Here is a 23,443-nt window from a genome sequence, read left to right on the forward strand (position 1 = left end):
AGAACCCTATTGCAGCAGCAGCCAGCCAACCCCGGCCACGATCAGCGCCATCCCGGCGATCTGGCCGGGGGCGGTGCGTTCGCGAAACACCCGGCCCGAGACCAACTGTGCGAACACCAGCTCGACCAGCGCCAATGTGCGGACATTGGCGGCCGGGGCCAGCGCGAAGGCGATGAACCAGAACTGACTGGCCAGCGCGCCCAGAAAGCCCGCAGACAGCGACTCCTGCCATGCCGCGGCGATGCCGCGCAGGGCGTCGCGGTCGCGCAGCGCCAGCCACAGCCCCACCAGCAGCGATTGCAGCGCAAGCGTGATCACCAGAATGGTGCTGGCGCGGATCAGGAAGCCGCCACTGTCCAGCCCGGTGATCGCGCCACGAAACCCAACGGCGGACAGGCCAAACAGCGCCCCGGCCAACAGCGCGATGGCCACCGGCCCCAGCGTTGCGCGGCGCCAGTCAAACCCAGAAACCATGATCACCCCGCTTGTCGCGGTCAGGATCGCGCCCATGCGGGCAAGGCCCAACGGTTCGGCCAGCAGGGCGGCGCCGATCAGGGCAAGGGTCACGGGTTCGGTCTTGATCAGCGCGGTGGCAACGGCAAAGCCACGGGCGCGCATCGCCACCAGCATCAGCGCGGTGGCCGCGATCTGGGCCAGCGCGCCCATTGCGGCAAACCCCAACGCCCTTTGGCCGGGCAGGGGGATTGGCTGCCACATCGCCGCCAGTGCCAGAAACACCAGCGCGAAGGGCAGGCCAAAGACAAAGCGCACCCCGGTCGCGCCCATGGTGCCGATCTGGGCCGTCAGCCCTGACTGCGCGGCATTGCGCCCGGTCTGGGCCGCCGCGGCGATCAGCGTGGCGGCAACCCAGATCATGCGTTGCGGACGGTCTGGAGCATCAGCGCCACGTTTTCGGGGTCGGCATCCGGGGTGATGCCGTGGCCAAGGTTGAAAATATGCGGCCCGTTGTGGAACGCGCTGACAATGCGGCGGGTCTCGTCGATCAGGGCCTGACCGCCGGTGACCATGTGCTGCGGCGCCAGATTGCCCTGAACGCAACCATCCACCTGCACATGCGCCGCCGCCCATTCGGCGCTGACGCTGTTGTCCAGCGCCACGCAATCGGCGCCGGTCGCCTTGGCGAAACCGACATAGCGCTGGCCCGCCTCGCGCGGGAAGGCGATGACCGGCAGGCCGGGGTGGCGGGCCTTCAGCGCGCTGATGATGCGCCGCGTCGGGGCCAGCGCGAAATCGTCGAAATCGCGGCCCGTCAGGCTGCCGGCCCAACTGTCAAAGATTTTCACCACCTCGGCCCCGGCCTGAACCTGCTGGTCCAGATAGGCGATCGTGGCCTCGGTGATGCGGTCGATCAGGGCGGTGAAACCCGCGCGGTCCTCGGCGATAAAGCGGTGCGCGGGGGCCTGATCCCGGGTGCCGCGCCCCGCCACCATATAGGTCGCCACCGTCCACGGCGCCCCGGCAAAGCCGATCAGCGTCGTTTCGCGCGGCAATTCGCGCGACAGAATGCGCACGGTGTCATAAACCGGCGACAGGCGGCTGTGGATGTCATCCGGCCCCTTCAGCTGCGCCACTTGGTCGCGGGTGGTCGCGGTGCTCAGGCGCGGCCCCTCGCCGGTGACGAACCACAGGTCCAGCCCCATGGCCTGCGGCACCAGCAGGATGTCGGCAAACAGGATCGCCGCGTCAAATCCGAACCGGCGGATCGGTTGCAGCGTGACCTCGGCCGCCAGTTCGGGGTTGTAACACAGCGACAAAAAGTCGCCCGCCTGCGCCCGCGTGGCACGGTATTCCGGCAGGTATCGCCCGGCCTGACGCATCATCCAGATCGGGGGGGTGGGCAGGGTCTCGCCCGCCAGGGCGCGCAGGATGGTCTTGGTCATCGGCTTCTCCTTTCCGCCTGTTCGACGCTGCACGGGCGCAGTTGTCAAGCCGGTTGCGCCGGACTATGGATCGGCCATGACACAGAATCCGACCCCGACCCGCCCGCTCAAGATTGGCACCCGTGGCTCTGCCCTTGCGCTGGCGCAGGCGCACGAGACCCGCGACCGGCTGATGGCCGCACACGGCCTGCCGCAGGATGCGTTCGAGATCGTGGTGATCAAAACCACCGGCGACCGGGTTCTGGACCGCCCGCTGAAGGAAATCGGCGGCAAGGGCCTGTTCACCCGAGAGATCGAGGACGCGCTGTCCAGCGGCGGCATCGACATCGCGGTGCATTCGATGAAGGATATGCCGGTCGAACAGCCCGATGGCCTGCTGATCGACTGTTACCTGCCGCGCGAGGATGTGCGCGACGCTTTTATCAGCCCGCATTTCGCCAGCATTGCCGACATTCCGCAGGGCGCGGTGGTCGGGTCGTCCAGCCTGCGGCGTCGGGCGCAGCTGGCCTTTGTGCGCCCCGATCTGCAACTGGTCGAGTTCCGGGGCAACGTCCAGACCCGGCTGAAAAAGCTGGATGACGGGGTGGCCGGGGCAACCTTTCTGGCCATGGCCGGGCTGACCCGTCTGGGGATGCTGGACATCGTGCGCAACGCGATCCCGCCCGCGCAGATGTTGCCCGCTGTGGCGCAAGGGGCCATCGGGGTGGAGCGCCGCGCCGATGACGCGATGTGTCAGCGCCTGCTGGCGGCGATCAACCATCAGCCCACCACGGCGCGGCTGCTGGCCGAGCGTGCCTTCCTGCGCCGTCTGGACGGATCGTGCGAAACGCCGATTGCCGGTCTGGCGGAACTGGACAGCGACAGCCTGTATCTGCGCGGAGAGATCCTGCGCCCCGACGGATCGGAACGCATTGCCGGCGAACGCCGCGGGCCGGTCGCGGATGGTGCCGCAATGGGGGCCGATCTGGCCGGGGAATTGCTGTCCAAGGCCCCCGCCGATTTCTTTGACTGGCGTCAGGGCTGATTTCAGCCCCACACGACCCCCGCAGGTTTGTCCGCCTTTGGACTTCCTGCGGAAAGGTCAGCGGGAGGGCTGCATATCGGCTGTAAAACGGCGATCCTTGGCCCGTTATCTGGTGGCCTGTGGGCTGTTGCCATCAGCGAACCACCCTATCTGATCGCATCATGCGCCAGTGCCAATATCTGATGAGATTATCCGATGGTGGCGTGCGGTCGGGCAGGCGTATCAATCCGTGCTGCCACAGACAGGCCATCCCGCCACGGATATGGCCTGATATTCCAACGCAGACAGCCCCTATTATTGGGGTATAAAAATCAGGGCGCGAAAGTCGTCCAATGGCGGGCCGAAGGGCGGACAGCTGACCCGCCCTGCCGGGTGCGGCCCGGTCAATAACTGCGGATCAGTCCGACCAGACGGCCCTGAATGCGCACTTTTTCCTCGGGCAGGATACGGGTTTCATAGGCGGGGTTCGCGGCCTCAAGCGCGATCATCGCACCCTTGCGGCGATAGCGTTTCAGCGTCGCTTCATGCCCTTCGACCAGTGCCACGATAATGTCGCCATTATCGGCGGTGCCCTGTTCGCGGATCACCACGACGTCACCGTCATTGATCCCGGCCTCGATCATGGAATCGCCCTTGACCTCCAGCGCGTAATGCTGGTCGCGGGCATTCAGCATCGAGCCGGGGACGGCAACGTGATGCGAGACCTCGGAAATGGCCTCGATCGGGACGCCAGCGGCGATGCGGCCCATGACCGGCAGTTCGACCGCCGATGCCGTCACCCCGACCGCGCCGCGCGGGGCGGGCATGGCGGGCTGGCGGTCACCATCAATCACCTGCGGGGCAAAGCCCTGTCGCACGGCGTCAGATTTCACCAGCGCATCCGGCAGGCGGATGATTTCCAGCGCACGGGCGCGGTGGGGCAGGCGGCGGATAAAGCCACGTTCCTCAAGCGCGGTGACCAGACGATGAATGCCGGATTTGGATCGCAGATCCAATGCCAGTTTCATTTCGTCAAAGGACGGTGGCACACCGTCGCGCGCCATCCGCGCCTGAATGAACTCAAGCAGCTGAATCTGTTTCTTGGTCAGCATGAAACCACCCCCGGATGTTCAGTCATTGTTCTAAACCTGATGGAACAGAACGTCAACGACTTACACCGGGGATGGTAAAGATACGGTTAACAGCCGCGCGGAATTTCCAGATATTCGACAATATCGCCCGCCTTGCGGGCCGGGTCATTCGCCGGCCTGATCAACAGCGAATCCGCCTGCGACAACAGTCCCAGACGCGCCGAATCCTGATCTGTGAAGGGGCTAATCACCTCCAGATCAGGTCCGGTCTGGCGCTGTGCGCGCAGGTAATGCTGGCGCGGCCCCTCGGGCGGCAGGTCATGCGCCAGACGCGCGCGCCGGGTCACCGCCATCGGGGTGCCGCCCTGCATGGCGCGCAGCAAAGGTTGCATAAAGATCAGCCCGCAAACCACCGAAGAAACAGGGTTTCCCGGCAATCCCAGCATCACCGCGCGTCCAAGCCTTCCGGCCATCAGCGGCTTGCCCGGTCGCATGGCGATTTTGTAAAACGACCGTTCCAAGCCCATATCAGTGGCCACCTGACCGACCAGATCGTGATCGCCCACGGATGCGCCGCCGATGGTGACGATCAGGTCGTAATCCGCCGCGCGGGTCAACTTGTCGTGCAGGCTGTCGCGGTTGTCGCGGGCGATCCCCAGAAGGTCGGCCTGCGCCCCGGCCTGACGGGCCAGCGCCGCCACGGCCAGATCGTTGGAACAGATGATCTGGCCCGGTGAGGGGGTGTCGCCGGGGGGCACCAGTTCGTCCCCGGTGGCCAGCACCGCGACGCGCGGGGCGCGGGCAACGCTGACCTGCGGCACATTCATCGCCGCCAGCAGCGCCAGATCGCCGGCATTCAGCACCCGCCCCGCCGCCAGCATGGAACCGGTCGAGAAATCGGACCCGCGCGCGCGGATATGGGTATTGCCCCCGGCATCGGTCAGGGTGATGTCGTCACCCTCGCGCAGGGTGTTTTCCTGCATGACCACGCGGTCATAGCCGTCGGGAACCGGGGCACCCGTAAAGATGCGGATGGCGGTGCCGGGCCGGGGCTGGCCCTGCCACGGATGACCTGCGGCGGCTTCCCCGATCACCGTCAGGCGCGCGCCCTGACGGGCATCGGCATCGCGCAGGGCATAGCCGTCCATCGCGGCGGAATTGAACGGCGGCTGCACCATGCGCGATTGCGCCGGTTCCAGCAGCACCCGTCCCAGCGCCTGATCCAGCCCGACGGTCCGGGGGTGCGCAGCCGGCGCCAGCGCCAGCACTTTTTCCAGCGCTTCGGTAACGGAAATCATTGTTCTGCCTCGTAAAGACCGGATTTGCCGCCCGATTTGCGCAACAGGCGGATGCCCTCGATCCGCATTCCCTTTTCGGCGGCTTTCAGCATGTCGTAAACCGTCAGCGCCGCGACCGAAACGGCGGTCAGGGCCTCCATCTCGACGCCGGTCTGGCCGCCGGTGCGCACGGTGGCGGTGATGCGGATGCCGGGCAGCGCGTCGTCGGGGGTCAGATCCAGCGCCACTTTGGTGATGGGCAGCGGGTGGCACAGCGGGATCAGGTCAGCGGTGCGCTTGGCGCCCATGATCCCGGCCAGCCGCGCGGTGCCGATAACGTCACCCTTCTTCGCGCCGCCACGGGCCAGCGCCAGCGTTTCGGGCGACATGATCACCACGCCTTCGGCCACCGCCTCGCGCGCGGTGACGGGCTTGCCGGACACGTCGACCATATGGGCGTTTCCGGCGTCGTCGAAATGGGTCAGGCTCATGCGTCCCCCAGAATGGCTTTGGTGGCGGCGGTCACATCATCGGCGCGCATCAGGCTTTCCCCGATCAGGAAACGCCGCGCCCCGACCGCTGCCATGGATTGCAGGTCGGTATGGCTGAACAGCCCGCTTTCGCAGACCATGTCACGGTCGGCGGGAATATGCGGGGCCAATTCGCGCGTTACATCAAGACTGACCTCGAAAGTCTTGAGGTTGCGATTATTTATCCCGATCATGGGCGAGGTCAGGCGCAGGGCGCGGTCCAGCTCGGGGCGGTCGTGAACCTCGATCAGGGCGTCCATGCCCCAATGCGTTGCGGCATCCTCCAGCTCGGCGGCGAGGGTGTCGTCGACGCTGGCCATGATGATCAGGATACAGTCGGCGCCCCATGCGCGGGCCTCGGCCACCTGATAGGGGTCATACAGGAAATCCTTGCGCAGCACCGGCAGGTCACAGGCCGCCCGCGCCGCACGCAGATAATCCGGCGCCCCCTGAAACGATGGCTGATCCGTCAGCACCGACAGGCAGGCCGCGCCCCCGGCCTGATAGGCGCGGGCCAGCGCGGGCGGGTCGAAATCGGGGCGGATCAGCCCTTTCGAGGGGCTGGCTTTCTTGATCTCGGCAATCAGGCCGAAACCCGAAGCGGCGCGATCCGTCAGCGCCCTGGCAAAGCCGCGCGGGGCGTCGGCGGCGCGGGCCTCGGCCTCGACCCCGGACAGGGGGCGGGCCTGTTTCGCGGCGGCGATTTCGTCCAGCTTATAGGCTTTGATACGGTCCAGAACATGCATGGCGCGGTTTTATCCTTGCGCTGAGGGTTGTGAAAGCCCCGGCCAGTCAATCGGGCTGCGGCCTTGGGTCGCCAGCCAGTCATTGACGCGGCTGAACGGGCGGCTGCCGAAAAACCCGCGACGGGCCGACAGTGGCGATGGATGCGCGCTGGCCAGCGTCAGATCATTGGCGCGGGGCAAGCCGGCCAGCGCCTTTTGCGCATGGCCGCCCCATAAAATAAAGGCGATGGGACCGTGGCGCTGTGCCTCGGCCACGACCTGCCGGGCCAGCCTGTCCCAGCCCCATCTGGCATGGGCACCGGCCTGACCGGCGGGCACTGACAGCGCGGTGTTCAGCAGCAACACCCCCTGCGCGGCCAGATGCGACAAATCGCCATCAGCCGGGCAGGCCCCCAGATCGTCGCGCATCTCGCGATAGATATTGGCCAGCGAACGCGGCAACCCGACCCCCGGATTGACCGAAAAGGCCAGCCCGTTGGCATGGCCGGGCGTGGGGTAGGGGTCCTGACCCAGTATCACCACCCGCACCTGATCCGGCGCCAGTGCCAGCGCGGCGAACAGGCGTTGCGGGCCGGGCAGCCAGTCACCGCCCGCCAGCCGGTCGCGGATCGTGGGCCAGTCATCGCCAAAGAACGGCAGATGCGCCCATGCGGCGGGCGGGGTGATCATCGCGCGGCTCACGCCTCGGGGGCGCCGGTGATGGCGGCCAGTGCTTGCAGCCTGGCCTTTGCCTTGCCGCTGTCGATGCTGTCGCGGGCGATCTGGGCGCCGTGCTTCAGGTCGCTGGCCTTGCCCGCGATCAACAGCGCGGCGGCGGCGTTCAGCAGCACCGCATCGCGATAGGCGCCGGTCTGGCCGTCCAGCAGGGCGCGGAAGGCGGCGGCGTTATGGGCCGGGTCGCCGCCGATAATGTCGTCAAACGGATGCGTGGGCAGGCCGGCATCGGCGGGCGAGACGGTGAATTCCGTCACTTTGCCGTTTTCCAGCGCCGCGACCCAGCTGTCACCGGCAATCGACAATTCGTCGGTGCCATCGCTGCCATGAACCAGCCATGCCGCATCGGCGCCAAGCTGGGCCAGCGTTTCCGCCATCGGCCGCAGCCAGTCGCGCGAAAACGCGCCGGTCAGCTGGCGGCGCACACCGGCCGGGTTGGTCAGCGGCCCCAGCAGGTTAAAGACGGTGCGGGTGCCCAGTTCCGTGCGCGCGGGCCCGACATGGCGCATGGCAGGGTGGTGCATCGGCGCCATCATGAAACAGATCCCGGCTTTGGTCAGGGCGGTCTGGGCGATGTCCGGCGTGACCATGACATTGATGCCCATCCGGGTGATGGCATCGGCGCTGCCCGATTTCGACGAGAGGTTGCGGTTGCCATGTTTGGCCACCGGCACCCCCGCACCCGCCACGACAAAGGCCGCCGCGGTCGAGATATTCAGCGTCCCCTTGCCATCCCCGCCGGTGCCGACAATGTCGACCGCGCCCTGCGGGGCGCTGATCCGGTGCATCCGGGCGCGCATGGCGCGCGCGGCGGCGGTGATCTCGTCCACGGTTTCACCGCGCACCCGCATCGCCATCAGCAGCCCGCCGATCTGGGCCGGGGTGGCGGCACCGTCGAACAGGGCGGCAAAGGCGCTTTCGGCCTCGGGTTCGGTCAGGGGGCGTTCGGCGGCAAGGCCGATCAGAGGGCGGATATCGGTCATGCGGCGTCGCTTTCATCGGGGCGGCAGCGCCGCAGGAAGGTTTCGATCATCGCGTGACCATGTTCCGAGGCGATGGATTCGGGGTGGAACTGCACGCCCTCGATCGGCAGGGTGCGGTGGCGCACGCCCATGATCGTGCCGTCCTGCGCGCGCGCCGTCACCGCCAGCGCATCGGGCAGGCTGTCAGGCGCGATGGTCAGCGAATGATAGCGCGTCGCCGTCAGCGGCGAGGGAAGGCCCGCGAACACGCCCGCGCCCTGATGCAGGATCGCGTCGGTCTTGCCATGCATGATGCGGTCGGCGCGCACGATCTTGCCGCCAAAGGCCTGCCCGATGGACTGATGCCCCAGACAGACGCCGAACAGCGGCAGCCGCGCCTGCGCCGCCGCCGCGATCAGGTCAAGGCAGATGCCCGCGCGGTCCGGGTCGCATGGCCCCGGCGAGATGACGATGCCTTGCGGGCGCATCGCCATGGCCTGTTCCACCGACAGCGCGTCATTGCGCCAGACCTGCACCTGCGCCCCGGCCTCGCCAAGGTAATGCACAAGGTTCCAGGTAAAGCTGTCGTAATTGTCGATAAGCAGGATCATGGCGCCGTGATAAGTTTGGGGGTGAACCCCGTGAATGGACCGAATATAGATGGGCCAAAGCAGCGCCGGGGGTCAAGGCCGCCGGGGCGGAAAAGCGGCGATCGCACAGGGCGGGGCCGAAGGGACGATAACGGTGGCCCACCAACAGGCGGGCAGGGCCGGGACAAGGGGCAGGGATCGGGCGGCGGTATGGCGGCAGGGTTTGGCAAGGGGATGTTTCACGGGGCCGTGCTGGGGGCGGCGGGGCTGGTGGTGCTGTCGCTGATCGCGCCCCAGCCGGACCGCACCCCTTCGCCCCCGCCGCGCATCATCACCCCGCCCGAAGGGGGCGCGCCTGCTGCATCCCCGGCTGGCCCCGCCCCCGACGCCTTGGCCCCCGCCGCTCTGAACCCCGACGCCCCGGCCCAAGATGCGACAGCACAGGGCGCGACGGCACAGCGGGCTGCCGATGACGGCCCCGCCGATACTTCCGCCGCCTCTTCATCGGGGGGCGGGCGTTCCGCCATGGACGATGTGCCCGCAGCCCCCACCGCCGCAGCCCCCGTGGCCACCACCCCGCCCGTCACCGCTGATCCTGTGGCCGCCGACCGGGAGGCCTCAGCCCCCGTGACCGCTGACCCGGCGACCGCAGCGCCTGCCGCTGATGCGCCGCCGCGCACGCCGGATCTGGCGCCGCCGCAGGGGTCGGAATTTGCCCGCGGCACCGACCTGCCGCCCCGTGCGCCCGCACCGATCAGCGCCCCGGTCGCCGCGACCGGCGCTGGCCCGTCGGCGCTGCCCGCAGTCACCGCCCCGCCTGACGAGGCCGCGCCGACCCCCGTCACCGATACCGCCGCGCAGCCCCGGACCGTGCGGGCGATGGACCGCACCGCCCCGGCCCCGGCGCCGAAAGGTGGGACGACCCCGGTTGCCCCCGCTGCCGATGACGCGGTGACACGCCCGCGCGCGCCGCAACCACCGCAAAATCAGCTGCCGCAGGATCGCGCACCCGCCGCGCCGCGCCCCGGCCCGGCAGCTGACAGCCCGCCCCCGGCGCAGGCCACGGCGGCCCCGGCTGGCACCACCCCGGCCACCGCCGATCTGGACCCGGCGGGCTGGCCCGACCTGTCCGAATTGATGACCCCCTGAATGAAAGCCCCGCGCATGAGCCTGCCCCTGAACCCGGCGCTTGCCGCCACCTTCCGCCCCCCGGTGATGGAGGCCCGCCGCTGGCTTGAGGGGGTCAGCTTTGCCCCCGACCGCCCGCTGATCAATGTCAGTCAGGCCGCGCCTGTCGACCCGCCGCCCCCGCCGCTGCGGCAGGCCATGGCCGATGCCGCGCTGACCCGCCCCGAGGCGCATCTGTATGGCCCGGTTCTTGGCAATGACGATTTGCGCGCGCAGGTGGCGGCGGACTGGTCGCGGGCCTATGGCGGTGCGGTCAGCCCCGATCAGGTGGCGATCACGCAGGGCTGTAACCAGGCGTTTTGCGCGGCGCTGGCGACGCTGGCCGGGCCGGGCGATCAGGTGATCATTCCGGTGCCGTGGTATTTCAACCACAAGATGTGGATGGATATGGCCGGTGTCACCGCGGTGCCGCTGCATTGCGGGGCCGATATGGTGCCCGATGCCGGGGCCGCGCGGGCGCTGATCACCGACCGCACGCGGGCCATCGTGCTGGTCAGCCCCAATAACCCGTCCGGGGCGGAATACCCCGCCGCCACGCTGCGCGCCTTTGCCGGTCTGTGCCGCGAACACGGGCTGGCGCTGGTGGTGGATGAAACCTATCGCGATTTCGACAGCCGCTTTTGCACCGCAACCGGGCAGGGCCACGCGCCGCATGACCTGTTCACCGATCCCGACTGGGACGAGGTGCTGATTCACCTTTATTCCTTTTCCAAGGCCTATCGGCTGACCGGGCACCGGGTCGGGGCCATCGTCGCGGGCCGCGCCCGGATGATCCAGATCGAGAAGTTTCTGGACACCGTCGCCATCTGCCCGGCGCAGTTGGGCCAGATCGGGGCGGTCTGGGGGATGCGGCATCTTGGCCCGTGGCTGGCCGGCGAACGGGCCGAATTGCTGCGCCGCCGCGCCGCCGCGACCAGCGCCATCGCCGGGCTGGATGGCTGGATGGCTGGGTGCTGAAGGGCTGTGGGGCGTATTTCGCCTGGGTCGAACACCCGTTTGCCGAAAGCAGCCTTGATCTGTGCCGCCGCATGGTGTCGCAGATCGGGGTGCTGGCGCTGCCCGGCACCATGTTCATGCCGGATGGCGACCCCGAGGGGGCGCGCCATATCCGGCTGGCCTTTGCCAATGTCGATGCGGCAGGCATTGCCGCGCTGGCCACCCGGCTGGCCGGTTTGCAGGGCACGCGGCTTGCGGGCGGCGCGGCGCGGCAATAAGACGACAAAAATGCATGGCCCCGCCGGGGCACGGACATGACCCGGCACGGGCCGGACGCCAGAAGGAAGGGCCACAGATGACCAGTATGCGCACCAAGGGCAAATCCACCATCGTCTGGATTCTGATGGGGATGCTGGTTCTGGGGCTTGGCGGCTTTGGGGTGACCAATTTTTCGGCGGGGGGCACGGATGTGGCCTCGGTCGGTGACAAGGGCATCCCGCAAGAGGAATACACCCGCAACCTGCGGTCCGACATGCAGCGCCTGTCGGTGCAGGCTGGGCGCAATATCACCCTGCCCGAGGCCGAGGCGCTGGGGGTGCCGCAGGCCGTGCTGGCGCGGCTGCTGACCGCCGCCGTGTTCGAGGCCGAGGCCGAACGGCTGGGGGTCTCGGTCGGGGACAAGGTCGTGGCCGATCAGATCGCATCGGCACCGGGTTTCCAGCGCAATGGCCGCTTTGACCGCGCCGTCTATGCCGACCTGCTGCGCCGCGAGGGCCTGTCCGAGGCCGCCTTTGAACAGGATGTCCGCATGGACGTGGCGCGCGGCATCATCCAGCGCGCCGTGACGGGCGGCGTGCCTGCGCCCGATGCCATGGTCAGCCAGTCCGCCGCGTGGCTGCTGGAACAGCGCGACATCCGCTGGCAGGAAATCACCCCCGATCAGCTGGCCACCCCGGTGGGCGCCCCCGACGAGGAAACGCTGAAAAACTGGCATCAGGCCAATGCCGACCGCTTTACCTCGCCGGAATTGCGCAAGATCACCTATGTGTCGCTGACGCCGGAAATGCTGGCCGATGGGGTTCAGGTCGACGAGGCCGCGCTGAAAGATCTGTATGACAGCCGTCAGGACGAATATCAGCAGCCCGAGCGCCGGCTGGTGTCGCGCCTTGTCTATCCCACGGCCGAGGCCGCGCAGGCCGCCCGCCAGCGTGTGGATGACGGCAGCGCCGATTTCGCCGCGCTGGCCGCCGAACAGGGCCTGTCGCTTGAGGATACCGACCTTGGCGAGGTCACGCAGGCACAGCTTGGCAGCGCTGGCGAGGCCGTCTTTGCCCCCGACCAGCCCGGCGTGGTCGGCCCGGTCCAGACCGATCTGGGACCGGCGCTGTTTTCGATGAACGCGATTCTGGAACCGGTGAATGTCAGCTTTGACGAGGCCCGCGACGATCTGGTGGCCGAGGCCGCGACCGACCGTGCCCGTCGCCTGATCGAGGAAAAGGCCACGACGCTGGCCGATGAACTGGCCGGCGGTGCCACGCTGGAAGATCTGGCCAAAGATGGCGGCATGGAACTGGCCACGATCGACTATGACCCCAAGGCCGCGCCCGAACCGGGGGCCATCACCGGCTATGCCGGGTTCCGGGCCGCTGCGGCCAGCGTCACCGCCGAGGACTTCCCCGAAATTCAGGAACTTGACGATGGCGGTATCTTTGCCCTGCGCCTTGAACAGGTGATCGCGCCGCATGTCATTGATCTGGAAGAAATCCGCGACCGCGTGGTCGCGGACTGGACCGCCAATGAAACCCACCGCCAGTTGCTGGCACTGGCCGAGGATCGCAAGCTGGCCGTGATGTCCGAAGACATGCCCCAGCCCCAGCCGCAGCCGGGCGATGCCGCCAAAGCCGATGCCGGTCAGGCGCCGCAGCCGCAGGTCGCGCAGGGCGACTGGCACAAGGTGGCCGATCTGGACCGCGATGGCGGCATTGATGGCGTCCCGCTGGATCTGGTGACCCGCGCCTTTACCCTGAAACAGGCCGGGGACGCGATGGTCGTCGATGCCGAAAACCGGATTTTCGTGGTGGTTCTGGACGCGATCCAGCCGGCACAGATGAAGGGCCAGCGCGCCGATGAAATCACCGAAGAAACCGAGGCCCGCCTGTCGCGCGCCTTGCAGGCCGATCTGTTCGAATATTACGCCCGCGCGGCGGAAACCGCGCAGGGCATCCGTCTGAACCAGCAGGCGCTGGACGCCGCCAAGGCGCGGGTGCAGTGATGGATCTGTCCCCCGGTTTCGACGCCTTCCGCACCGGGTGGGAGGCCGGGCGCAACCAGCTGGTGACGCTGCGCCTTGCCGCCGATCTGGACACGCCGGTCAGCCTGATGCTGAAACTGGCCGAGGCCGCGCCCGACAGTTTCATGCTGGAATCGGTCACTGGCGGCGAGGTTCGGGGCCGCTATTCCTTTGTCGGGATGAAGCCTGACCTGATCTGGGAATGCCGGGGCAATGCCGCCCGTATCAACCGCCAGGCGCGCTTTTCGGACGAATTCACCGCCGATGACCGCCCGGCGCTGGACAGCCTGCGCGCGCTGATTGCCGAAAGCCGGATCGACATGCCCGAGGGCGTGCCCGCCGGGGGCGCGGGTCTGTTCGGGTATCTGGCCTATGACATGATCCGGCTGGTCGAAAACCTGCCCCATATCAACCCCGACCCGATCGGGGTGCCCGATGCGATGCTGATGCGGCCTTCGGTGGTGGCGGTTCTGGACAGCGTCAAGGGCGAGGTCACGCTGTGCGCCCCGGCCTGGTATGACGCGGGCATTCCGGCCCGCGCCGCCTATGCCCAGGCGGCCGAGCGCGTGACCGAGGCGCTGCGCAGCCTTGACCGCCTGCCGCATGAGCCGCGCACGCTGGGGCATGATGCGCAGGTGGGTGAACCGGTGTCGAATTTCGCCCGCGACGATTACCTTGCCGCGGTTGAAACCGCGCGTGACTATATCCGGGCCGGTGACATTTTTCAGGTGGTGCCAAGCCAGCGCTGGACGATGGAATTCCCGCTGCCGCCGTTTTCGCTGTATCGCAGTTTGCGGCGCACCAACCCGTCGCCTTTCATGTTCTTCCTGAACATGCGCAGCGATGCGGGCGGTTTCCAGATCGTCGGTGCCAGCCCTGAAATTCTGGTCCGGGTCCGCGACGGAGAGGTAACGATCCGCCCCATCGCCGGCACCCGCCCGCGTGGCGCCGACGAGGCCGGGGATCGCGCGCTTGAGGCCGAGCTGCTGGCCGATGAAAAGGAATTGGCCGAGCATCTGATGCTGCTGGATCTGGGCCGCAACGATGTCGGCAAGGTGTCCGAAATCGGCAGTGTCCACCCGACCGAACAATTCATCATCGAACGCTATAGTCACGTCATGCATATCGTCAGCAATGTGGTCGGGCGCCTGCGCCCCGATCAGGACGCGCTGTCGGCCTTGCTTGCGGGCCTGCCCGCAGGCACGGTCAGCGGTGCGCCCAAGGTCCGCGCGATGGAAATCATCGACGAGCTGGAGCCTGAGAAGCGCGGCATTTACGGCGGTGCGGTCGGCTATTTCGCCGCCAATGGCGAGATGGACATGTGCATCGCCTTGCGCACCGGCGTGGTCAAGGATGGCAAGCTGTATGTGCAGGCCGGGGGCGGCGTCGTCTATGACAGCAGCCCGGAGGGCGAGTTTCAGGAAACCGTCAACAAATCCCGCGCGCTGGTGCGGGCCGCCGAAGGGGCGGCGCGCTTTGTGCGCGGCAATGGCTGACGCATCCTGTCAGGGGGTGGCGCCGGTTCAGGGATTGGCCTTGCCGTCGTAACAGGCAAAGGCCAGCTTGTTGCCATCCGGGTCGCGGATATAGGCGACATAGAACCGGTCGCCATAGGCCTCGGGGCGGAAGCCGGGCTTGCCCTCGTCCTGCGCGCCTTGCGCCATCGCCAGCGCATACAGCCGATCCACCGTCTGTGCGTTTGGCAGGCGAAAGGCGGTCATGGTGCCATTGCCAGCGCTGGCGGGCTGGCCGTCGAAGGGATAGCAGACAAAGAACTGGGGCACGGTCTGATCGTCCTTGCGCCCCCACGCGGCATATTGGCCGTCCTGGTAACACGGGGTCAGCCCCATCTGCGTGAAAAGCGGGTCGTAAAAGGCCTTTGCCCGGTCCAGATCTGTCGTGCCGACCATGGTATAACCGATCATGTGGTGCCGTCCTTTCGCTTTTGCCCGTCTGTGGTCAGTGTATGGTCAGTCTGTGGCACGATGGCCGGGTCCGGCAAGGGGCTGCGTCAATCGGCGTCAGGGACCATGCTGTGCGTCACCGTGGCGGCACCGCGATTCTGGCGGCGGTTTCCCTGCCCCTCGGGGCGGGGCAGCAGGCTGGCGATGACCAGCGCGGCCACGGCCAGCGCGATCAGCGCGCGGGGCAGGGGGCGGCGCAGATACAGCCGGAAGGGCCGCCAGTTCAGCGCCAGATGCAGCGTCACCGCCGCGACAAAGACCAGCCCCGCCCATTCATGCAGCGGCTTGTGCGCCCCCATATCCAGCCGAAAGAACATCAGCAGACCGGTCACGGCCATGATGGCAAAGCTGGCAATGGTCAGGGGCGTTGCCCATGCGCGTAAACCCATGACGGACCTCCTTCTTCGGGGATGGGGAATGATAGCCGGTTTTGGGTAAACAAAACCCAAACATCCCCGTGCCTTGGGCGTGGCGGCTTGTCGCAGCACGGTCTCGCATCGCCCGCCGGTGCCGGAAAGGCTGGCACCTGTCGCGCAACTGTCATAAACAGCCGCCGCAACAGGAGGGACCATGGCCCCCGAGACCATTATCATGATCGTCGGCTTTTCACTGGCCGCCTATTCCATCGTGGCCAATGATGCCATCCAGACGCTGGGCACCTTTCTGGCGGCGAACCAGAACCGGCCGTGGTGGGTGTTGTGGGGCTTTGCCTGCGCCATCCTGTCGGCGGTGCTGATCTGGGGCTGGGCCAGTTCGGGCGGCGACCCCGCCTATGGCCGGCTGACCAAATTTCCCATGCCGCCGGGCGGGATCGGGCTGATGTATCTGGTGCCGCCCCTGGTCATCCTGATCCTGACCCGATACGGGGTGCCGGTCAGCACCACTTTTCTGATCCTGACGGTTTTCGCCGTGGGCGCGGGCGCGCAACAAAATGTCGGCGCCATGCTGGTGAAATCGGGCATGGGCTATGGCGTCGCCTTCGTGGTGTCGATCGTGCTGTATTACACGCTGTTCCGCCCGATGACCGAACATTTCGACCGCAGCGCCGGCCAGCCGGTGCCGGGCTATTGGGTGGCGCTGCAATGGGCCTCGACCGCGTTTTTATGGAGCCAGTGGCTGATTCAGGATCTGGCCAATATCTTTGCCTATCTGCCGCGCCAGCTGACGGGGCTGGAACTGACCGCTGCGCTGGTCTGGCTGCTGGTTCTGCACGCCTGGATCTTTCGCGGCAATGGCGGGGCGATCCAGAAGATCGTGACCAGCAAGACCGGCACCGTCGATATTCGCGGCGCCGCGATCATCAACCTTGTCTATGGCGCGATCCTGCTGGTGTTCAAAGAGGCCAGCAATATGCCGATGTCGACCACATGGGTATTTCTGGGCCTGCTGGCGGGGCGGGAATTCGCGATTTCGTTTCACATGTATACGCCCTCGCCACGGCGGACCTTTCGGATCGTGACGCTGGATGCGGCCAAGGCGGCGCTGGGGCTGGTGGTCAGCCTGGCGCTGGCCTTTGGCCTGACGATCTGAGGCATGAAAAAGGGGCCGCGCGGCCCCTTTTGCGTTCGGCTGTGGCGGTGATCAGTCCTCGCCGCGGAAGGGCTGGACATATTGCAGCGCCATGTCCCACGGGAAAAAGATCCAGGTGTCCTGGCTGACCTCGGTGATATAGGTTTCGACCATCGGCTGGCCCTTGGGCTTGGCATAGACGGTGGCCAGATGCGCCTTGGGATACATCTGGCGCACCAGTTCCAGCGTCCGGCCCGAATCGACCAGATCGTCGACGACCAGCACGCCTTCGCCATCGCCCATCATCTGCGCGTCGGGTGATTTCAGGACCTGAAGTTCGCCCTGACCGGCCTCGGTCCCGACGCCCTTGTAGGATTTGACGCTGATCGTGTCGATGGTGCGGATGTCCAGTTCACGCGCGACGATCATCGCGGGGACCATGCCGCCACGGGTAATGGCCACGACGGCACGCCATTCGCCACCGCCCTGCGGGGCCTTGTCTTGCAGGCGCCACGCAAGTGCGCGGGCGTCACGGTGCAGCTGGTCCCAGCTGACATGGAAACCGCGTTCATGGGGCAGGCGGTCGCTGGCGGGTTTGGACATAGGGGGGCCTCTTACTGGCGAAATATCAGGGACAGGCCAAGCGCGCCGATCAGCCCCGCGGCAATGCGGTCGATCCATGCGCTGGCGGCGATATAGCGGCGGCGGACAGGGCCGGTCGCCATCAGGGCGGTCACGATCAGGAAAAAGCTGATCTCGACCGACAGGGCCACCGCGTAAATCAGCAGCGGCCCGGCAATGCCGTGCAGCATCGGAAAGATCGTCAGCAGCACAGCGGAATAGAACAGGGCAGGTTTCGGGTTCGACGCGTTCAGCACGAAACCGGCCATAAAGCCCGGCCCGCGCGCGACGCGGATATCGTCCACCACCGGGTCATCGGCATGGCGCCACAGCTGCACCGCCACCCAAAGCAGATACAGCCCGCCCGCCACCTTGAACGCGGCATAGAACTGGGGCAGCAGCCGGAACACCACCGTCAGGCCAAAGGCCGCCGCCAAAGCCCAGATGCTGGCCCCGAAGGCCAGCCCCAGCGCATAGGGCAGTGTCGGGCGCCAGCCCCGCGCCGCAGCCGAACGGCTGGCCGCCAGAATCGCCGGGCCGGGGGTGACGATGGCCACCCCCAGCGTAATCACGAACAGCAGGATCTGCGACAGGGTGATCGCGTCCAATGTCAGTCCTTGCGCTTGGTCACGACATCAATGTCGGGCGCGTCCACGGCCTTCATGCCGACAACGTGATAGCCCGCATCGACATGGTGGGTTTCACCGGTCACGCCCGACCCCAGATCGGACAGCAGATACAGCGCCGATTTGCCGACATCCTCGGTCGTGACATTGCGGCGCAGGGGGGAATTCAGCTCGTTCCACTTCATGATATAGCGGAAATCGCCAATGCCGCTGGCCGCCAGCGTCTTGATCGGTCCGGCGCTGATGGAATTGACGCGGATGCCATCCTTGCCCAGATCCTCGGCCAGGTAACGCACGCTGGCCTCAAGCGCGGCTTTGGCGACGCCCATCACGTTGTAATGCGGCATCACCCGTTCGGCGCCGTAATAGGTCAGCGTCAGCAGGCTGCCGCCATCCGGCATCATCGCGCAGGCGCGGCGGCACACGGCGGTAAAGCTGAACACCGAAATGTCCATTGTCATGGCGAAATTATCGCGCGAGGTGTCGACATAACGGCCGCGCAGTTCATCCTTGTCGGAAAAACCGATCGCGTGGACCACGAAGTCAAGGCTGCCCCATTTGTCCTTCAGCGTGTCGAACAGCGTGTCGATGCTGTCGCCATCGGCCACATCGCAGGGCAGCACCAGATCGGACCCCAATTGCGCGGCCAGCGGGTCGACGCGCTTTTTCAGCGCCTCGCCCTGATAGGAAAAGGCCAGCGCGGCCCCCTGATCGGCCAGCGCCTTCGCAATGCCCCATGCAATCGACTTGTCATTGGCCAGACCCATGATCAGGCCGCGCTTTCCGGCCATCAGACCCGCTTTGCTGTCACTTGACATGCTGTGTCCCTCGCGGTTTCAAGTTTTGGTCAGGATTAGGCCAATGGGGGGGCTGTATCAAGCTATGACCGACCGCAGCGGGATTTTCGCGGGGGATAACCCCTGTCACATTGCACGCGACTGGCTGGCCGAGGCCACCGTGACCGAACCCAACGACCCCAATGCCATTGCGCTGGCCACCACCGATGCCGATGGTCTGCCCGATGTGCGCATGGTGTTGCTGAAGGATATCGAGGACGACGCCTTCGTCTTTTACACCAATTACGACAGCGCTAAGGCCCGCCAGATCGCCCGGACCGGCAAGGCGGCCTTTGTGATGCACTGGAAATCGCTGCGCCGTCAGGTTCGGGTGCGCGGGCTGGTCACGCGCGAGGAGGGGGCGCTGGCCGATGCCTATTACGCCTCGCGCGCGTTGCAAAGCCGGATCGGGGCCTGGGCCTCGCGGCAAAGCCAGCCGCTGTCATCGCGCACCGCCCTGATGGCCGAGGTGGCGCGGCAGGGCGCGCGCCATGGCCTTAACCCGCCGCGCCCGCCCTTCTGGGGCGGGTTCCGCATTGCGCCGCTGGCCATCGAATTCTGGGCCGACGGGGCGTTTCGCCTGCATGACCGGTTTCGCTGGACCCGCGCGGATACCGACGAAAAAGATTGGACAATCACCCGCTTGTCCCCTTGAGGCCGGGCGGGCGGGGCTTTACGCTGGCCGGAATGGGTGACCGTCCGGCCTGTCCGGGGCGCGGCGGCACCGGGGTTTTTCGCGGCGAGTGCGGGATGTTGGGCGATATCACCGGTTCCGATGACAGCGACCAGATCAGGCCGATCCGTGGCGTGGTCAAATGGTTCGACCCGGCCCGCGGCTTTGGCTTTATTCTGGCCGAGGCCGAGGGCGCGGACATCCTGCTGCACGCCAATGTGCTGCGCAATTTCGGGCAAAGCTCGGTCGCGGATGGCGCCGAGGTCGAGGTCAGCGTCCAGCCCACCCCGCGCGGCCTGCAAGCGGTCGAGGTCTTGTCGATCCGTCCGCCGCAGGGCGATGGCGCGCCGCCGATCGCAGATCTGGATCAGCTTGGCGCCGATCTGGCCAGCCTGCCGTTGCGCCCGGCGCGGGTGAAATGGTTCGACAAGGCCAAGGGCTTTGGCTTTGCGACGCTGTTCGGGCAGCCCGGCGACGTGTTCCTGCATGTCGAGGTGCTGCGCCATTCCGGTTTTGCCGATCTGGCCGTGGGCGAGGCCGTCGCCCTGCGCGTGATCGAGGGGCGCCGCGGGCTGATGGCGGCGCAGGTGCAAAGCTGGGACAGCGCCGTCCCGGCCACCGCCTTGCCCGCCAGCGCCCCCCCCCGCCAGTGAGGTGTCCGCCCGCGACGTGTCCGCACCCGATGTGCCTGCCAGCGCGTTGCCTGCTGGTGCGCCGGTTGCTGGTGCGCCGTCCCCGACCCGCCATGGGGCGTCGGATGTCGGCGCTTTGGCGGGCACAGCGGATGCGGCGATGCCCGCCGCTGATGTTGCTGCCCCAGACGCCGCCGGCCCCGGCGCTGCGCCGGTGCGGGCGTGACTGCGGCCCGCCGTGGCCGGGGCAGGGTGGCGGCGCTGATGGCCGCCCTGCTGGCCGCCGGTCCGGGGCCGGGGCTGGCACAGGCCGGATCGGCGCTGACCCCGCCGCAGCCGGGCAACGCGGTCGATTGCGCCCCCGGACAGGTGGTTTTTACCACCCCTGACGGCCCGCTGACCCTGATTGTCGAGATCGCCGACGACCCGGCCGAGCGCGCGCAGGGCCTGATGGGCCGCACTGCGCTGGCACCGGGGCAGGGGATGCTGTTTGTCTATGACCGGGCACAGCCGGTGGCGTTCTGGATGAAAAACACCCTGATCCCGCTGGATATGCTGTTCATGGACGATACCGGGCGCATCCGTCACATCCATGCCAATGCGCGCCCGCTGGACGAAACCCCCATCCCCGGCGCCGCCCCCGGCGACCCGGACCCGGCGCGGCGGTTCATTCTGGAACTGGCCGGTGGCACAGCCGCGCGTCTGGGCCTGATCCCCGGCATCGCCATGGCCCACCCGGCCATCGCCCCTGACAAGGCGGCGCTGCCCTGTCGATAAGGGCTTTCCCCCCGCCGCGCGGCACGCTATACGGCGCGGGTTCGGGGCGTAGCGCAGCCTGGTAGCGCGACGGTTTTGGGTACCGTAGGTCGGAGGTTCGAATCCTCTCGCCCCGACCATCAGTCAAGTGGACAGCATCAGATTGTCGCGCCCTTCTGGCCGCAAATCCTGGGGCCGAACGGGCAACTGATGCCGAAATCCGCTTTGCGCCGCATTGGTGCCTGCGCGTCAGCATGACGGACAAAACCGCGCCTCACAGAATTCTGGACCACTGACCGCGTTTGCGGCATGGACCGGCTTGGCCTGTTCCCTATACTCAGCCGGATGGGCTGGAACATCCATATCGCCAACGCATCGGGCGGCCTTGATGGCCTTGTGCCATTGATCCTTGCCGCAACAGATCGCGCGCGGATAAATGCGGAAACTGTGACCCAGCCGGTTGACCTTGACGTGGTCGTGCAGGCCTGGCCGGGGCTGGTGATCGAACATCTGGGTCACGCAGGATATGCGCCGAGGGGTGATATGATCCAATTGACCTTCGATCCGGCCAACCCGGACTGCGCGCGAAATCTGGGCCAGCCGCTTGAGCGGACGATCGTTCACGAAGTGCATCATGCGCTGCGATGGCGCGGGCCGGGCTATGGCCGCACGCTGGGCGAGGCGCTTGTTTCAGAGGGGCTGGCGGGGCATTTTGCGCAACAGCTTTACGGCGGGCCGCCGGAAAAATGGGAAACGTCACTGGACGCGGAAGGGCTTGCGCAGGCGGCACGTGATGCAGAACGCGCATGGGATGACGACACCTATGACCACGCCGCGTGGTTTTTTGGGGCGTCACCGGCATGGCGGGGTTACGTCCTTGGATACGCCCTTGTCGAACGATACCTTGGCGCGCACCCCGAACAAACGCCTGCGACGCTGATACATATTGAGGCCGCAGGGTTTCGCCCGCATCTTGCGCCGGTTTTGAACCGGCCCTGACGCCCCGATCATGGCACCAGCGGTTCGTCGGGCGGCTGTCTGTGCTGGCGGACAGATTGCCCCCGATCCGGGGCGGCCTGACCTTGTCTGGCCAGATAAAAGGCGGGGATGTCACCCCGCCTTTCACCTTGCTGACCCGGCCTCAGCCTTGCATCAGGGCTTTGCGGGCGGCGCGGATGCCTTCGGCATAGGCCGGGCTGATGCGGTCGTAATGGACCAGAACGCGCGCAATCACCTCCTCGTCCGCGCCGGCCATGGCCTCGGCGGTGTTGCGATACAGGCGGGCGCGTTCGGCGTCGCTCATCAAATCGTGCAGGGCGCGGGGCTGTGTATAGTCGTCCATCGCCTGCTGATGCGCGTGACGCCCGGCCTGACCCGACAGGCGCAGCGGCGGTTCGGCAACGCTGGGGTCCTGCACCGGGCCGCCAAAGCTGTTGGGCTCGTAATAGGCATCCACATTCCCCGACAGATGGCCCATGAAATTCATCTGCCCATCCTTGTGATAGCTGTGCATCGGGCAGCGCGGCTGGTTGACCGGCAGCGATTCGTAATGCGTCCCCAGCCGGTAACGATGCGCATCGGCATAGGAAAACACCCGCGCCTGCAACATCTTGTCAGGGCTGAAGCCAATGCCCGGCACCTTGTTCGACGGGCTGAAGGCGGCCTGTTCGATCTGCGCGAAATAGTTATCGGCATTGCGGTTCAGCTCGAACTCGCCCACCTCGATCAGCGGGTAATCGCTGTGCGGCCAGACTTTGGTCAAATCGAACGGGTCATAGGGGGTCTTTTCGGCATCCAGTTCGGGCATGACCTGAATGAACAGGGTCCAGCGCGGGAAATCGCCTGCCTCGATCTTGCCGAACAGCGCCTGCTGATAGCCCTCGCGGGTCTGGCCGATCATCGCGTTGCCTTCCGCGTTTGTCAGGTTTTCAATGCCTTGCCGGGTCTTGAAATGGAACTTGATCCAGAACCGTTCGCCATCGGCATTCCAGAAGGAATAGGTGTGGCTGCCGAACCCGTGCATATGGGTCGGGTCTTTGGGCAGGCCGCGATCCGACATCAGGATCGTCACCTGATGCAGTGATTCCGGCACCTGACCCCAGAAATCCCACATCGCCGTGGCGCTGCGCAGGTTGGTGCGCGGGTGGCGTTTCTGGGTGTGGATGAAGTCGGGGAATTTCAGCGGATCGCGGATGAAAAAGATCGGGGTGTTGTTGCCGACCAGATCCCAGTTGCCCTCTTCGGTATAGAATTTCAGCGCAAAGCCGCGCACGTCGCGTTCGTGATCGGCAGCGCCCATTTCGCCTGCCACGGTGGAAAAACGCGCCAGCATCGGGGTCTGCTTGCCGACCTGCGCGAAAATCGCGGCGCGGGTCAGGTGGTTGATGTCATGGGTGACGGTAAAGGTGCCGAACGCGCCCCAGCCCTTGGCATGGACCACCCGTTCCGGGATGCGTTCGCGGTTCTGATGCGCCAGCTTTTCGATCAGCTGGTAATCCTGCATCAGCACCGGGCCGCGCGGACCGGCGGTTTCGCTGTTCTGGTTGTCGGCAATCGGCGCACCGGCGGTGGTGGTCAGGCGGGGCGGGGTCATGGCTG

At 66.7% G+C, this 23,443-nt stretch carries 24 protein-coding genes, 1 tRNA gene and 1 pseudogene; 11 read left to right on the forward strand and 15 right to left on the reverse strand.

What is annotated here, in order from left to right:
* Positions 1 to 6 precede the first annotated feature (6 nt).
* Both ACFXP9_RS01815 and hemE read right to left on the reverse strand, forming a co-directional pair.
* Positions 7 to 876, reverse strand: a complete 870-nt coding sequence (locus ACFXP9_RS01815) for an EamA family transporter (protein ID WP_397208114.1) — start codon at positions 874 to 876, stop codon at positions 7 to 9.
* Complete coding sequence (gene hemE / locus ACFXP9_RS01820; RefSeq protein ID WP_397208116.1) at positions 873 to 1,901, reverse strand: uroporphyrinogen decarboxylase; 1,029 nt, start codon at positions 1,899 to 1,901, stop codon at positions 873 to 875. Before hemE ends, ACFXP9_RS01815 begins: the two co-directional genes overlap by 4 nt.
* A gap of 76 nt (positions 1,902 to 1,977) precedes the next feature.
* On the opposite strand from hemE, the gene hemC reads away from it, so the two are divergent.
* A complete protein-coding gene (hemC, locus tag ACFXP9_RS01825; RefSeq protein WP_397208117.1) occupies positions 1,978 to 2,925 on the forward strand; it encodes a hydroxymethylbilane synthase in 948 nt (315 codons plus the stop codon).
* Between the two features lie 383 nt (positions 2,926 to 3,308).
* Here the strand turns inward: hemC and lexA are convergent, their stop codons facing one another.
* From lexA to ACFXP9_RS01860, 7 genes are all read right to left on the reverse strand, one after another.
* On the reverse strand, positions 3,309 to 4,016 hold the full coding sequence (lexA, locus tag ACFXP9_RS01830) for a transcriptional repressor LexA (RefSeq protein ID WP_397208119.1): 708 nt from the start codon (positions 4,014 to 4,016) through the stop codon (positions 3,309 to 3,311).
* Positions 4,017 to 4,102: 86 nt separating this feature from the next.
* Positions 4,103 to 5,293 carry a molybdopterin molybdotransferase MoeA gene (locus ACFXP9_RS01835; RefSeq protein ID WP_397208121.1) on the reverse strand — a complete coding sequence of 397 codons (1,191 nt, stop codon included), beginning with the start codon at positions 5,291 to 5,293 and terminating at the stop codon, positions 4,103 to 4,105.
* On the reverse strand, positions 5,290 to 5,763 hold the full coding sequence (moaC, locus tag ACFXP9_RS01840) for a cyclic pyranopterin monophosphate synthase MoaC (RefSeq protein WP_397208123.1): 474 nt from the start codon (positions 5,761 to 5,763) through the stop codon (positions 5,290 to 5,292). Before moaC ends, ACFXP9_RS01835 begins: the two co-directional genes overlap by 4 nt.
* Positions 5,760 to 6,548: an indole-3-glycerol phosphate synthase TrpC gene (trpC, locus tag ACFXP9_RS01845; RefSeq protein ID WP_397208125.1), complete on the reverse strand. Its 789-nt coding sequence runs from the start codon at positions 6,546 to 6,548 to the stop codon at positions 5,760 to 5,762. The genes moaC and trpC overlap by 4 nt, the downstream gene beginning before the upstream one ends.
* A 9-nt stretch (positions 6,549 to 6,557) precedes the next feature.
* Positions 6,558 to 7,217 (reverse strand): uracil-DNA glycosylase, encoded by a 660-nt coding sequence (locus tag ACFXP9_RS01850; protein ID WP_397208127.1) that lies wholly within the window; start codon positions 7,215 to 7,217, stop codon positions 6,558 to 6,560.
* A gap of 8 nt (positions 7,218 to 7,225) precedes the next feature.
* Complete coding sequence (gene trpD / locus ACFXP9_RS01855; protein WP_397208129.1) at positions 7,226 to 8,245, reverse strand: anthranilate phosphoribosyltransferase; 1,020 nt, start codon at positions 8,243 to 8,245, stop codon at positions 7,226 to 7,228.
* Positions 8,242 to 8,835, reverse strand: a complete 594-nt coding sequence (locus ACFXP9_RS01860; RefSeq protein WP_397208131.1) for an anthranilate synthase component II — start codon at positions 8,833 to 8,835, stop codon at positions 8,242 to 8,244. The genes trpD and ACFXP9_RS01860 overlap by 4 nt, the downstream gene beginning before the upstream one ends.
* Positions 8,836 to 9,024: 189 nt before the next feature.
* Here ACFXP9_RS01860 and ACFXP9_RS01865 point away from each other — a divergent pair, with 189 nt between their 5' ends.
* From ACFXP9_RS01865 to trpE, 4 genes and pseudogenes are all read left to right on the forward strand, one after another.
* On the forward strand, positions 9,025 to 9,963 hold the full coding sequence (locus ACFXP9_RS01865; RefSeq protein WP_397208133.1) for a hypothetical protein: 939 nt from the start codon (positions 9,025 to 9,027) through the stop codon (positions 9,961 to 9,963).
* Between the two features lie 15 nt (positions 9,964 to 9,978).
* A pseudogene (locus ACFXP9_RS01870) lies at positions 9,979 to 11,216 on the forward strand (aminotransferase).
* 77 nt (positions 11,217 to 11,293) lie between these two features.
* Positions 11,294 to 13,210, forward strand: coding sequence for a SurA N-terminal domain-containing protein (locus ACFXP9_RS01875; RefSeq protein WP_397208137.1), 1,917 nt, complete (start codon positions 11,294 to 11,296; stop codon positions 13,208 to 13,210).
* On the forward strand, positions 13,210 to 14,724 hold the full coding sequence (gene trpE, locus ACFXP9_RS01880) for an anthranilate synthase component I (protein ID WP_397208139.1): 1,515 nt from the start codon (positions 13,210 to 13,212) through the stop codon (positions 14,722 to 14,724). Before ACFXP9_RS01875 ends, trpE begins: the two co-directional genes overlap by 1 nt.
* Positions 14,725 to 14,751: 27 nt before the next feature.
* Here the strand turns inward: trpE and ACFXP9_RS01885 are convergent, their stop codons facing one another.
* Positions 14,752 to 15,153, reverse strand: coding sequence for a VOC family protein (locus tag ACFXP9_RS01885; RefSeq protein ID WP_397208141.1), 402 nt, complete (start codon positions 15,151 to 15,153; stop codon positions 14,752 to 14,754).
* Positions 15,154 to 15,239: 86 nt separating this feature from the next.
* Positions 15,240 to 15,581, reverse strand: a complete 342-nt coding sequence (locus tag ACFXP9_RS01890; protein WP_397208143.1) for a DUF4405 domain-containing protein — start codon at positions 15,579 to 15,581, stop codon at positions 15,240 to 15,242.
* A gap of 181 nt (positions 15,582 to 15,762) precedes the next feature.
* Between ACFXP9_RS01890 and ACFXP9_RS01895 the strand changes: the two genes are divergently transcribed.
* Positions 15,763 to 16,722, forward strand: a complete 960-nt coding sequence (locus ACFXP9_RS01895) for a hypothetical protein (RefSeq protein WP_397209938.1) — start codon at positions 15,763 to 15,765, stop codon at positions 16,720 to 16,722.
* A 51-nt stretch (positions 16,723 to 16,773) separates the two neighbouring features.
* Here the strand turns inward: ACFXP9_RS01895 and gpt are convergent, their stop codons facing one another.
* Genes gpt through fabI form a run of 3 tightly spaced genes read right to left on the reverse strand, consistent with a single transcriptional unit; the run spans position 16,774 to position 18,766 of the window.
* A complete protein-coding gene (gene gpt, locus ACFXP9_RS01900; protein ID WP_397208147.1) occupies positions 16,774 to 17,304 on the reverse strand; it encodes a xanthine phosphoribosyltransferase in 531 nt (176 codons plus the stop codon).
* Between the two features lie 11 nt (positions 17,305 to 17,315).
* Complete coding sequence (locus tag ACFXP9_RS01905; protein WP_397208149.1) at positions 17,316 to 17,930, reverse strand: LysE family translocator; 615 nt, start codon at positions 17,928 to 17,930, stop codon at positions 17,316 to 17,318.
* Between the two features lie 2 nt (positions 17,931 to 17,932).
* Positions 17,933 to 18,766 carry an enoyl-ACP reductase FabI gene (fabI, locus tag ACFXP9_RS01910; RefSeq protein WP_397208151.1) on the reverse strand — a complete coding sequence of 278 codons (834 nt, stop codon included), beginning with the start codon at positions 18,764 to 18,766 and terminating at the stop codon, positions 17,933 to 17,935.
* Between the two features lie 64 nt (positions 18,767 to 18,830).
* Between fabI and pdxH the strand changes: the two genes are divergently transcribed.
* The 5 genes from pdxH to ACFXP9_RS01935 all read left to right on the forward strand — a co-directional run bounded on the left by pdxH (position 18,831) and on the right by ACFXP9_RS01935 (position 21,844).
* On the forward strand, positions 18,831 to 19,439 hold the full coding sequence (gene pdxH, locus ACFXP9_RS01915; protein WP_397208153.1) for a pyridoxamine 5'-phosphate oxidase: 609 nt from the start codon (positions 18,831 to 18,833) through the stop codon (positions 19,437 to 19,439).
* A 95-nt stretch (positions 19,440 to 19,534) separates the two neighbouring features.
* Entirely contained in the window at positions 19,535 to 20,110 is a 576-nt protein-coding gene (locus tag ACFXP9_RS01920; RefSeq protein WP_397209980.1) for a cold-shock protein, read from the forward strand.
* Between the two features lie 201 nt (positions 20,111 to 20,311).
* Positions 20,312 to 20,866, forward strand: a complete 555-nt coding sequence (locus tag ACFXP9_RS01925) for a DUF192 domain-containing protein (protein WP_397208154.1) — start codon at positions 20,312 to 20,314, stop codon at positions 20,864 to 20,866.
* Between the two features lie 42 nt (positions 20,867 to 20,908).
* A tRNA-Pro gene (locus tag ACFXP9_RS01930) sits at positions 20,909 to 20,985 on the forward strand.
* Positions 20,986 to 21,154: 169 nt separating this feature from the next.
* Positions 21,155 to 21,844 (forward strand): DUF2268 domain-containing putative Zn-dependent protease, encoded by a 690-nt coding sequence (locus ACFXP9_RS01935; protein ID WP_397209940.1) that lies wholly within the window; start codon positions 21,155 to 21,157, stop codon positions 21,842 to 21,844.
* A gap of 142 nt (positions 21,845 to 21,986) precedes the next feature.
* On the opposite strand, the gene ACFXP9_RS01940 is transcribed toward ACFXP9_RS01935, so the two are convergent.
* A complete protein-coding gene (locus ACFXP9_RS01940) occupies positions 21,987 to 23,438 on the reverse strand; it encodes a catalase (protein WP_397205765.1) in 1,452 nt (483 codons plus the stop codon).
* Positions 23,439 to 23,443 lie beyond the last annotated feature (5 nt).

The sequence above is a fragment of the Paracoccus jiaweipingae genome (assembly GCF_044335505.1).
Classification (GTDB): Bacteria; Pseudomonadota; Alphaproteobacteria; order Rhodobacterales; family Rhodobacteraceae; genus Paracoccus.